Annotated in this window: 10 protein-coding genes; all 10 read left to right on the top strand. The window is 38.0% G+C overall.

What is annotated here, in order from left to right; translation table 11 throughout:
* The first annotated feature begins 58 nt into the window (after nt 1-58).
* Entirely contained in the window at nt 59-2,137 is a 2,079-nt protein-coding gene (locus BM015_RS06730; RefSeq protein WP_090656452.1) for a ComEC/Rec2 family competence protein, read from the top strand.
* Between the two features lie 12 nt (nt 2,138-2,149).
* Nucleotides 2,150-3,679, top strand: a complete 1,530-nt coding sequence (purH, locus tag BM015_RS06725; RefSeq protein WP_090656449.1) for a bifunctional phosphoribosylaminoimidazolecarboxamide formyltransferase/IMP cyclohydrolase — start codon at nt 2,150-2,152, stop codon at nt 3,677-3,679.
* A 177-nt stretch (nt 3,680-3,856) separates the two neighbouring features.
* Nucleotides 3,857-5,890 carry a T9SS type B sorting domain-containing protein gene (locus BM015_RS06720; protein WP_090656446.1) on the top strand — a complete coding sequence of 678 codons (2,034 nt, stop codon included), beginning with the start codon at nt 3,857-3,859 and terminating at the stop codon, nt 5,888-5,890.
* A 45-nt stretch (nt 5,891-5,935) separates the two neighbouring features.
* Nucleotides 5,936-6,463 carry an isopentenyl-diphosphate Delta-isomerase gene (gene idi / locus BM015_RS06715; protein ID WP_090656443.1) on the top strand — a complete coding sequence of 176 codons (528 nt, stop codon included), beginning with the start codon at nt 5,936-5,938 and terminating at the stop codon, nt 6,461-6,463.
* Nucleotides 6,456-7,949 (top strand): 1-hydroxycarotenoid 3,4-desaturase CrtD, encoded by a 1,494-nt coding sequence (gene crtD, locus BM015_RS06710; protein ID WP_245751272.1) that lies wholly within the window; start codon nt 6,456-6,458, stop codon nt 7,947-7,949. Before idi ends, crtD begins: the two co-directional genes overlap by 8 nt.
* A 10-nt stretch (nt 7,950-7,959) precedes the next feature.
* Nucleotides 7,960-8,649, top strand: a complete 690-nt coding sequence (locus BM015_RS06705) for a carotenoid biosynthesis protein (RefSeq protein WP_090656439.1) — start codon at nt 7,960-7,962, stop codon at nt 8,647-8,649.
* On the top strand, nt 8,646-9,137 hold the full coding sequence (locus BM015_RS06700) for a sterol desaturase family protein (RefSeq protein WP_090656436.1): 492 nt from the start codon (nt 8,646-8,648) through the stop codon (nt 9,135-9,137). Before BM015_RS06705 ends, BM015_RS06700 begins: the two co-directional genes overlap by 4 nt.
* 357 nt (nt 9,138-9,494) lie before the next feature.
* Complete coding sequence (locus tag BM015_RS06695; RefSeq protein ID WP_090656433.1) at nt 9,495-10,817, top strand: alpha-L-fucosidase; 1,323 nt, start codon at nt 9,495-9,497, stop codon at nt 10,815-10,817.
* 154 nt (nt 10,818-10,971) lie between these two features.
* Complete coding sequence (locus BM015_RS06690; protein WP_245751270.1) at nt 10,972-11,559, top strand: polysaccharide deacetylase family protein; 588 nt, start codon at nt 10,972-10,974, stop codon at nt 11,557-11,559.
* Nucleotides 11,560-11,684: 125 nt separating this feature from the next.
* The gene (locus tag BM015_RS06685; RefSeq protein WP_090656427.1) at nt 11,685-12,452 is read left to right on the top strand and encodes a TatD family hydrolase; all 768 of its coding nucleotides are present in this window, start codon (nt 11,685-11,687) and stop codon (nt 12,450-12,452) included.
* Nucleotides 12,453-12,464 lie beyond the last annotated feature (12 nt).

Below are 12,464 nucleotides of genomic sequence, written 5' to 3'. Positions count from 1 at the left end.
TTGATATTGAACAAAAAAGATAAAGTAAATAACTTTAAAATACTTAATCCAAACCTGAATGTATTTTAAACGCTTGCCCTTTGTAAGATTGATTGCTGCATTATGCGCAGGTATAATTGCAGGATGGTATTTTAATATTACACTGCAATTTATTTTGATCTTTATATGCCTTTCGGTATTGCTGTTAATTGCATTTGGCTTATTGCCCATATCAAAGAAATTTATGTATCGATGGTTAGGGGGCGTGCTGTGGCTAATGCTCTTTTGTGGCGTTGGTATGCTGATACTGTTCAATAAGAATATCACCAATAATCAAGGCTGGTATGGTAAGCATTATAAAGAAGACAATGCTGTATTGTTTACAATACTTGAGCCGTTACAGGAAAAGCCTAATTCTTATAAGGCGCTTGCTGAAGTAAATGCTGTGTATAATAATAATTCATGGGTTTCATCAAAAGGCAAAGTGTTGCTTTATTTTAAAAAAGATTCATTGAAGCCTCAGTTGTATTATGGCTCTAAAATTATTTCCAATAAATCTTTGCAGGCCATACGAAACAGCGGCAACCCGGCGGCTTTTAATTACAATCGTTATTGCTTGTTCCAGGATATAACGGCACAGGTATTTCTTGCTGCAGATGATTATCATATTCTTTCATCACAAAACAAAAATGCTGTACAGAATTTTCTATTTATGATAAGAGATAAGGCTCTGCAAACACTAAGACAAAACATTCATTCTCCCAATGAACTGGGCATTGCAGAAGCTTTATTGATTGGTTACAGGAATGATCTTGATAAAGACCTCGTGCAAGCTTACAGCAACACCGGTGTTGTACATATAATCGCCATAAGCGGCCTGCACCTTGCCATGATTTACGCAGGCCTGCTTCGTTTATTTTCATTAATCAAATCATCACGCACCAAAAGGTGGCTGGAGCCGGTTGTAGTGCTGGCTATTATATGGCTGTTCACGCTTATTGCCGGCGCTGCTCCATCTGTGTTAAGGGCTGCCGTTATGTTTACTTTTATCCTGCTTGGAAAAATTATAAGTAAGGATACTAACGTTTATAATACGCTTGCTGCTTCTGCCTTTGTGCTGTTGCTTATTAATCCTTTTTATTTATGGGATGTTGGATTTCAATTGTCTTACACTGCAGTGTTTGGAATACTGCTTTTTTTCAAACCGGTGAGAAACCGGCTTTATTTTAAAAACAAAAGTTTAAGATGGGTTTGGGATATGTGTGCTGTTAGTTTATGCGCACAGGTATTTACGCTGCCACTGGTTATTTACCATTTTCACCAGTTGCCTTTGTTGTTTTTATTCAGTAACCTGGTTGTTGTTCCTTTATCAAGCCTTGTGCTTATAGCAGAACTTGCTTTATTCCTTTTTGCATGGTTGCCTCATATCAATTTATTCATAGGTAAATTAACGGAAGCACTGCTATGGCTGATGAATGCCTTCACTATGCATCTTGATAAGCTGCCTTTTTCTGTGTGGAATGGTTTGCAAATTTCATTGCTGCAGTTACTGATATTATTTGCAATAACAACGATGGTTACATGCTGGCTGTTTACCAGGCATGCAAAAAATGCAGTTGCAGCATTATTATGTATGGTGTTGTTTTTTATTCTTCGGGATATAAATATTTTTCAACACAAAACACAGCAGAAACTAATTGTTTATAATGTTCCAAAGCATCGGGCAATAGATCTTATTGCAGGAAAAGATTGTCATTTCTTTGGTGATTCAGTTGTGATAAAAGACGCAGTGCTCAGGAATTTTAATATTAAACCTGCCCGCACAAGAAACAGGCTTTATGCCTCCGAAGAAATTATTCTGCCTGATATTTCCAACTTCATCATTCAGCTAAACGCTTTAAACGTATTAGTGCTTTCGGGAAAAATGCCTCAGGCTAAGCCGCCTGAAAAGATAAGTGTTGATATAATAATACTTTCCAATAATACAACCATTGCACCTGCTCAATTGAATCAGTTTTTTAATTGTAAATATGTTGTTGCAGACAGCAGCGTGCCGGCCTGGAAATTTTCAAAATGGAAAAAAGAATTTGAGCAATTACATTTGCGCTTCTATTCAGTACCGGAACAAGGTGCTTTTATTTTGAAATCACAGGTTTAAACTCACATTCTCATGCAAAAAAGAATATCAGGCGCATTAATTTCTGTTTTTTATAAAGACGGACTGGAGCCTGTTGTAAAAACGCTTGAAAAGCTCGGCATTAAAATTTATTCTACCGGCGGCACGCAAAAATTTATTGAGGACCTTAATATAAAATGCATTCCCGTTGAATCGTTAACCACTTATCCTTCTATTCTCGGCGGAAGGGTTAAAACGCTGCACCCGTCTGTGTTTGGCGGCATTTTGGGCAGAAGGGATGTTGAACAGGATTTGCAGGAAATGGCTCAGTATAAAATACCTGAAATTGATTTGGTGATCGTTGACCTTTATCCTTTTGAAGAAACGGTGGCGCAGCATGCCTCGCCTTTATTCAGTGGCGATAACAGTGGCATTGAAAAGGCAATCATTGAAAAAATTGATATTGGCGGCCCTTCCATGATTCGTGCAGGGGCCAAAAATTTTAAAGATGTATTGGTTATTGCTGCCAAAGAAGATTACCAGCCGCTTGTGTCTTTATTGGATGCTCAGCAAGGTGAAACCACGCTTGAACAGCGTAAACAATTTGCAGCTAAAGCATTTGAAGTAGTTATGAATTATGATATAGCTATCAGTAATTATTTTAACAAGGCGCTGTTCAATCCTTTTCATGAAAAACAGGGATTGAGATATGGTGAAAACCCGCATCAGCAGGCCGTATTTTACGGTGATTTGAAAAATTGTTTTAATCAATTACATGGTAAAGAAATATCTTACAATAACCTCGTTGATATAGATGCTGCCATACAATTAATAAGCGAGTTTGATACAACAACTTTTGCTATAATTAAACACACCAATGTTTGCGGCGTTGCACAACGCACATCAGTAAAAGATAGCTGGGATGCTGCTTTGGCCGGTGATCCTGAAAGTGCATTTGGCGGTGTGCTTGTGTGCAATAAACCTATAGATGCAGCAACAGCTTCAGCTATTAATGAAATATTCTTTGAAGTGCTGATTGCGCCTGCTTTTGATGAAGATGCATTGCAGATATTGAAATCAAAAAAGAACAGGATCCTTTTACAGCTAACAGGAACATATGCCCCGCAAATTCAATATAAATCCGTATTGAATGGCACGTTGGTGCAGGACAATGACAAAGGTAATTTTAATGAATGGAAAGAAGTTGGAGGACGCAATGCAACGCAGCAGGAACATGCTGATCTTGCATTTGCCAACATTGTTTGCAAACATTTAAAAAGCAATGCCATCGCTTTAATAAAAAACAGGCAACTGGTTGGCAAAGGCTGCGGGCAAACAAGCCGCATTGATGCTTTGCGGCAGGCCATTGAAAAATCAAAACAATTTAAGTTCGATTTGAAAGGAGCAGTGCTGGCAAGCGATGCTTTCTTTCCGTTTAATGATTGTGTGCAATTAGCGCATGCAGCGGGCATTGAAGCTTTTATTCAGCCTGGCGGGTCAGTAAGGGATAAAGACAGCATTGATTATTGTGTGCAAAATAATCTTGCAATGGTTATTACGGGAATGAGGCATTTCAGGCATTAATGTTTATCAGGATTGTTTTCTGAAATGGATATGGCAGTCATTATAGCAACTGTTTATTCGCATTATTTCTTATGGAACTTCTCTAAAAAAAATAATTAATTACAACGATTCAGGCTTCATTTACGTCTTGTTTAATAGCAGTTAATAATTAAAAGCAATTATTTTAATTTGTGAAATATGCTTGGGAGAATTTCCGGTTTACTTTTTCTGCTATTAATAAGCTTTCTGCGAGGCCAGGGCCAGGCATGTACCACGCTGGGCCAAACACCGCAAACCGCTTTCCCGGTTTGTGGCGTTCAAACTTTTCACCAGTCAAGTGTGCCCACCTGCAGTAATCATGAAGTTCAGGTTCCCTGCAGTGATGGCGTTAGTTATGTTGATTTTAATCCTTTCTGGTACAGGTTTATGTGTTATGAAAGCGGTACGCTTGGTTTTGTAATAACGCCGGAAGATTTGGGCGATGATTATGACTGGCAGCTTTTTGATATTACCGGGCATGATCCATCGGAAGTTTATACAAACAGGGCACTGTTTGTTACGGGAAACTGGAGTGGCAGTTATGGCGTTACAGGCACTTCGGCAAATAATTCAAATAACATAAGCTGTGCATCTGACCCAAATGCTCATTTAACTACTTACAGCAAAATGCCCACGATCACGGAAGGGCATGAATACTTATTGCTGATAAGCCATTTTTCAGGTGATAATCAAAGCGGTTACGATCTTGATTTTAAAGGTGGTACTGCAAGCATTGATGACCCGTTAAAGCCGCAGATGCTTGCAGCAAGTGCAAATTGTTCGGGCCAGGTTATTTATATCAAGCTAAACAAGAAGGTAAAATGTTCAAGCCTTGCTGCAAACGGCAGCGATTTTGTATTGACTTCTTCAGTTGCTAAAGTTAAATTGGCGGCAGGCATTAATTGCAGCAATTCATTTGATATGGACTCGCTGCAGGTTACATTAGATAAACCATTACCTCCGGGTAATTATACTTTGAATATTCAAAATGGCAATGATGCCAATACACTTCTTGATAACTGCGCCAATAATATTCCTCCCGATTCAAAAATATCATTCACTGTTTATCCGCTTGTACCTACGCCTATGGACAGTATTGCACCGGTTGGATGCGCCCCGGATGAAATAAAACTTGTATTTCAAAAGCCGATGCTTTGCAGTTCGGTTGCTGCCAATGGAAGTGATTTTGTTATTACCGGAACAGCGCCGGTTTCAATTGTATCAGCCGCAGGTGAAAATTGTAATAATGGCGTAAGTAATGTTATTACAGTAAAGCTTAATAAAGCAATTCAAACTGCCGGTAATTTTGTAATCACGCTTAAGGAAGGAACGGATGGCAATACAATTTATGATGAATGTTCGCAGGAAACGCCTGCCGGATCTTCATTAAACTTTGTAACGGCAGATATCGTTTCAGCCGATTTTAGTTACCGCGTTGGTTTAGGCTGTGTGAATGATACCTTATTTTATAGCCACGATGGCAGAAACCAGGTTAATAACTGGGACTGGACGTTTGATGCAAACGGAACAAGTGATGCAAGGGATTCTTTTTTTGTCTTTAATGATTATGGCAGCAAGCATATCAAATTATATGTGAGCAATGATCTGTGTTCTGATTCTGCAACTGCAGATATATTGCTCGATAACGAACTGGTATCACGTTTTAATGTTTTGCCTTCGCCTGAATTATGCCCTGAAGACCCGGCACAATTTGTTGATTCAAGCATTGGTAAAATTGTAAGCTGGTACTGGAATTTAGGTGATGGCGCTGTTACCGTTATGCAAAACCCTTCTCCAAAATATTATCCTTATCCTTTAACGAGGAATGGAAGCACTTATCCGATATCACTTGTTGTTGAAAATGATCTTGGCTGCTTCGATACATCCTATCAAAACCTTGAGGTGCATTATAGTTGTTATATTGCCGTGCCGGGTGCATTTACACCTAATGGAGATGGCCTTAACGATTATCTTTATCCGTTAAATGCATACAAGGCCGATAACCTGATATTTCGTGTGTATAATCGCTGGGGCCAGCTTGTGTTTGAAACAAAAGACTGGACTAAAAAATGGGATGGAAGAATTAATGGTTACCCGCAGGCGGCAGGCACGTATGTATGGATGTTAAGTTTTAAAAACCGCGATACAGGGCAGGCCTATTCATTGAGAGGAACAACAGTGCTGATACGGTAAACAAATGATGAATGTAATTTCGAACTTTAAATCCCCGCTTAAAAGATGGAAGAAGTTATTTTGGTAGATGATCAGGACAAAGAAATTGGCGTGATGGAAAAGATGGAAGCCCACTTGAAAGGCAGGCTGCACAGGGCTTTCAGCATATTTATATTTAATAATAAAAATGAAATGTTGCTGCAGCAGCGGGCAGCCGGTAAATATCATAGCGGCGGCTTATGGACGAATGCCTGCTGCAGCCACCCAAGGCCTAATGAAAATATTGAAGATGCAGCCGCAAGGAGGTTAAAAGAAGAATTAGGTTTTGAAACGCCACTCGATAAAATCTTTGATTTCACTTATAAAGCTTCATTTGATAATGGCTTAACGGAACATGAATTCGATCATGTATTTGCCGGTATTTATAGCGGCGAAATGAATATAAATAAAAATGAAGCAGAGAATGTTTGCTTTCGCTCGATGGAAGAGATTGAGTCTGACCTGCAAACACATCCGCATAAATTCACTGCATGGTTTTCACTTGCCTTTCCGCGTATAAAAAATTGGAAAAATACTGCCTCGGCAGTTGCCTGATTATTGTGTGCAAAAAAAAGTTTTTATAATAGGTTCAGGTATTGCAGGTATGGCCTGTGCCATAAGGCTTGCAGTGCACGGTTATGAAGTAAGCATATTTGAAAAGAATAATTATGCAGGCGGAAAAATATATTTGATTGACCAGGATGGCTATTGTTTTGATGCCGGCCCGAGCCTATTTGTTCAGCCTGGAAATATAGAAGAACTATTTAAGCTTTGTAATGAAGACATGCATGAATATTTTCATTACGCACCTTTGGAAATTAGCTGTAAATATTTTTATGAAGATGGCGTTGTAATAAATGCATATACTGATAAAAATAAGTTTGCCAATGAAGTTGAGATAAAAACCGGCGAACCGGCACGCCATATAACTGATTATCTCGATGAATCAGAAAAGATATATAAAAATATCGGTGAAATATTTCTGAACAATTCATTACATCAAAAATCAACGTGGCTTAATTCAAATGTGTTAAAGGCTTCGCTTCAAGCGAAACCCTCATATATATTTTCAACGTTCAACGATGCCAATAAAAGAAAGTTCAGTGACCCGCATATTGTGCAATTATTTAATCGCTTTGCGACCTATAATGGCAGCAGCCCATACAAAGCTCCGGCAATGCTGCAGCTTATTCCACATATAGAATTTAATGAAGGCGTTTTTTATCCAAAGGGAGGGATGATAGCTGTAAGGGATGCTTTGTATAAGCTTGCCTGCAAAATGAATGTGGAGTTTCATTTTAATTCGCCGGTTGAAAAAATCATAACAGAAAATAATAAAGCAACCGGCTTATTTGTGAATGGGCAGGCATTGTATGCAGATATTATTGTAAGCAACACTGATATTTATTTTACATATAAACAATTATTGAATGATACACATAAAGCGAATGCAATTTTAAAGCAGGAGAGAAGCAGCAGCGCTATTGTTTTTTATTGGGGTATTATAAAAAAATTTCTGCAACTTGAGCTGAACAATATTTTTTTCAGCAAGGATTATGAAGGAGAATTTAATAGCATCTTTAAATCAAAAACAGTTTATAACGATCCAACGATCTATGTAAACATTACAGCTAAATGTGAACCAGGCATTCATGCACCTGCTGGTAAAGAAAACTGGTTTGTAATGATAAATACAGCAAGCGGTGCAGATATTAATGACGCTGCCATTCAATCATATAAAAAAAGTATTATTGTTAAACTTAACCACATGCTGCAAACAGATATTGAACCATTGATTGAAACAGAAGGTGTATTGCATCCGCAAAAAATTGAAAAAGAAACCGCAAGTTTTGGCGGTGCTATTTATGGTTCGGCTTCAAATAGCAGGATGGCAGCTCTTAACAGGCATCCTAATTTTTCTAAAAGCATTCGCGGCCTTTATTTTACAGGAGGAAGCGTTCATCCGGGCGGTGGTATTCCACTTTGTTTGAAGAGCGCTGCCATAACTTCTAACTTAATTATTAAAAACAGCAGCCGATAAATTAAACTGCATGATATCAAAATCAAATCTTAATAAAGCTGCATTATTCATCGCCTTGTTATTTCATATATGCGGGTTAATTGGTATTTTGCTTACGCCTTATAAAGAGTGGTTTATAAGTATCACACCCATCCATCTTTTATTAATGGCTGCTTTACTTATTGCAACACATCGCAAAAAAAGCAAACAATTTTTTCTGTTTTTCTTAATCACCTGTACTGCTGGTTTTTTAATAGAGGCTGCTGGCGTAAGCACGGCGGCAGTTTTTGGAAAATATATGTATGGTGAAACGTTGGGCCTGCAATTATTTAACGTACCGCTTATAATTGGTATCAATTGGTTTATTATAATTTATTGTGCCGGCATGTTTACACAAGCTTATGAAAACTATATGCTGCAAAGGTTAAGCAAAGGCGGCTTTTTAGTGAGCAAACAATTACAGGCAGCTTCTTTTATAATTGATGCTGTTTTTCTCACTGTGATGTTTGATTGGGTTATGGAACCCGTTGCTGTAAAACTTGGTTATTGGCAATGGCAAAATAACCATATCCCGCTTTTCAATTATATAAGCTGGATAATTATAAGCGCATTACTGCTTGCTCTTTTCAGGAAGTTGAATGCCGGAAGCCGTAATATATTCGCTGTACATTTGTTTATAATACAGTTGTTGTTTTTTTTAGTACTTCGGACATTTTTATGAGCCTCCTTATCTACATATTAATTGGCGCAGCAGCTTTTATTTTTATGGAAGGCGTTGCCTGGTTTGCCCATAAATATATTATGCATGGTTTTTTGTGGAACCTGCATAAAGATCATCATTTACCTCACGAAGGTTTTTTTGAAAAAAATGATCTCTTCTTTTTAATTTTTGCTATTCCGGGCTGGTTATGTATTCAGTTTGGATGGAGCAGCGAAACATGGTGGGTTGTAAGCATTGGCTGCGGCATAACATTGTATGGCATTGCTTATTTTATTGTACATGAAATTATTATACACCGGCGGTTCAAGCTTTTTGAAAAAACTAATAACCGTTATATAAAAGCAATAAGATGGGCGCATAAAATGCACCATCGCCATTTAAATAAAGAAAATGGTGAGAGCTTTGGAATGTTATTCGTTTCAAAAAAATATTGGCAAAAAATAAAACGGGATGAGCAGGTTAAAGAACAACTCTCCCGTATAAATTAAATAATAATTGCTGCATAAAATCAACAATGCCCAAGCGCCCAGTAAATCAGCAAAAAAACAACAACTGTACCCAGGCAGCCGCCGCCCCATTTATAAGCGCCATAGCCTGCAATTAAAGTTCGTAACCAGTCACGCATAATTTAAAATTTAGTATGATGTGTTTAAAAATTATGCCATTTTTATAAGTGCAATCGTTTGTGATTATAAGTTTGAAAATATAATTATAAGTTTATACGGTCATGCCTTATTGTGTATTCAATTACAATTTGATAAAGCAGTCAAGATTGCAGGACTAAAAAAAACCTTCCGATTTTATTAAAAGCATCAGATAAGCTTCAAACGTTTAAAATATAATCCATGAAGAAATTAGCAGCTATTCTTTTATGTTTTACAGTTTTTAAAACAATACAAGCTCAATACACGCCTGCGCCGCAAAACCTTGCGGCCAGGCAGTGGTTTGAAGACGCCCGTTTTGGCTTATTTATTCATTGGGGGCCATTCAGTATTCCGGGATCCGGTGAATGGGTGATGAATAACCGCAACATCACTGTAAAGAATTATACAAGGCTGATGGATTTTTTCAATCCCATTGATTTTGATGCTGCAGCCTGGGTGGATGCTGCAAAAAATGCCGGTATGAAATATATAACGCTTATTACCCGGCATCACGATGGTTTTAGTATGTGGGATACAAAAGCGTCTGATTTCAACATCATGAATTCGCCTTATAAGAAAGACATTGTAAAGATGATTGCAGACGAATGTCATAAGCAAGGCCTGAAAATATTCTTTTATTATTCCCTGCTCGACTGGCGCCGGAATGATTACAGTTACTGGACGGGAAGGACCGGCCAAGGCACCGGCAGGACTGTACATGGCGATTGGAATAATTATATAAAATTCATGGAGCAGCAGTTAACCGAGCTGCTTACTAATTACGGTGAAGTTGCAGGGATATGGTTTGATGGCTACTGGGACCAGACCGAACCTGAAGGAGCAGCCGACAGAACGCCGAGAATTGACTGGCATTTAGATGAGATTTATGCGCTTATTCATAAACTGCAGCCGCAATGTTTAATTGGGAACAATCATCATCTTTCTCCTTTGCCCGGCGAAGATTTTCAAATGTTTGAACAGGATTTGCCAGGTGAAAACAAAGGCGGTTTAAATTATCAAAAACCTTCTGACCTGCCGCTTGAATCTTGCGTAACCATGAATAATTCATGGGGTTTTAATCTTACTGATACAAGCTATAAAACACCAAAACAGCTAATAGATTTGCTGGTGAGGGCAAGCGGTTATGGCGCTAATCTGCTGCTCAATATCGGGCCTATGCCTAACGGTAAAATTCAGCCGGAATTTCTTGAAAGAATGGCTTATATGGGCAACTGGCTTAAAACTTATGGTGAAAGCATTTATGGAACAAAAGGCGGTTATATGCGCCCGCAAACATGGGGCTGCATTACACAAAAAAACGATACTATGTTTGTGCATGTACTCGATAAAAAAGCTACCTCCATAAAGCTGGAAAATTTTCCCTTTAAAAAAATTGCCAGGGCCTATTTACTGAAAAATAATGCTATTGTGCAAACACAGTTATCCAATGGCACGCTCACTATTACGGCAAACCCGGCAATGGATGAACCTGATGAAGTAATTGTTCTTGTAAACAAGAAATGATTTTTTGGAGTTACGAGCTTTGTATTTTATGGCATCACGGTTGCGTCGCATCACTTGTGCCGCATATTTTCATGGCAGCAATGTACAGCTTCAATATAAAGCATTCACGTAATTTTGGCCTATGTTTTATACACCGGTCATACCATCATGGCTTATGAAATTAAATCCTTCTATGGTATGGAAGATGCCGGTAAAAGATAAAGAATTGTTTCTTACGTTTGACGATGGCCCGCATGAAACAGCAACGCCGTTTGTGCTGGATCAGTTAAAGCAATATGATGCTAAAGCCACATTTTTTTGCATAGGTAAAAATGTACAGGCGCATCCTGGAATTTATAAGCGCATTTTGGATGAAGGGCATTCAGCAGGCAATCATACTTTTAATCATCTGAACGGCTGGAAAACAAAAAATGAGCAATATATAAGCGACATTACTGAAACAGCAAAATACGTAGATAGCCATCTTTTCAGACCGCCGTATGGTAAAGTTTCTCCTTTCGTTGCTAAAATGCTAATAAACAAGTTTCATTATAAAATTATAATGTGGCATGTATTAAGCGGCGATTTTGATGAGAAATTGTCTCCCGAAAAATGCACTGAAAATGTATTAATGCACAGCAAAGCAGGTTCTGTTATAGTGTTTCATGATAGCACAAAAGCTTGGGAAAGAATGAGTTATGCGCTTCCAAAAACATTGGAATATTTTAAGGAACAAGGGTATGAATTCAGGGCAATTCTATAAAAAAATGAAGGCCAAGGTAGACACCTTAGCCCGTTTTTAATCCGTACCCTATGAAAACTAAATCAAAAATAAAGAATTATATATTCATAGCTAAAAAATAGCTACAATAATTTCAAAAAAATTTTATGCAACTTATAGATACACATTGCCATCTATACTTGCCTGACTTTAAAGACGACTTGTCTGACGTTATATTACGGGCTGAATCCCAAGGTGTTAACAAGTTTTATTTACCTTGTATTGATAGCTCCGTAATAAATGATATGTTAACACTGGAACAGGCATACTCAGAAAAATGCTTTTCAATGGCCGGATTACATCCCTGTTCAGTCAACAACGATTTCAAGCAAGAATTAAGCCAAATAAGAGATTTTTCTACAAAAATTTCTTTCCCTGCCGTTGGTGAAATTGGCCTCGATTTTCACTGGAGCACAGAATTTATGCGTGAACAATACCAGGCCTTTGAAATTCAGATGCAATGGGCGCTCGAAGAAAAACTGCCTATAGTAATTCATACACGGAATGCAATGAAGGAAACAATTGATTTTGTAAAGCCATATTCAAATAAAGGTTTGAGGGGCATTTTTCATTGTTTTGGAGGCTCTTATGAAGAAGCAGCCCAAATAATTGAAATGGGTTTTTTATTAGGCATTGGAGGTGTGCTTACTTATAAAAAGTCAGGCCTGGATCAAACTTTATCAAAAATAAATCTTGAGCACATTGTACTTGAAACCGATGCGCCTTATTTAACGCCGGTGCCTTATCGCGGCAAGCGTAATGAAAGCAGTTATATAAAGATTATCGCTCAAAAACTGGCGGAAGTTAAGCAGGTTACACTGGAAGAAGTGGCTGCCGTTACTACATCAAATGCAGAAAATATTTTCGGCAAGTAAAAAGCCATTATT

Origin of the sequence: Parafilimonas terrae, from assembly GCF_900115755.1 — a bacterium.
GTDB classification, from domain to species: Bacteria; Bacteroidota; Bacteroidia; order Chitinophagales; family Chitinophagaceae; genus Parafilimonas; species Parafilimonas terrae.
This window is presented reverse-complemented; position numbering and strand designations above follow the sequence as displayed.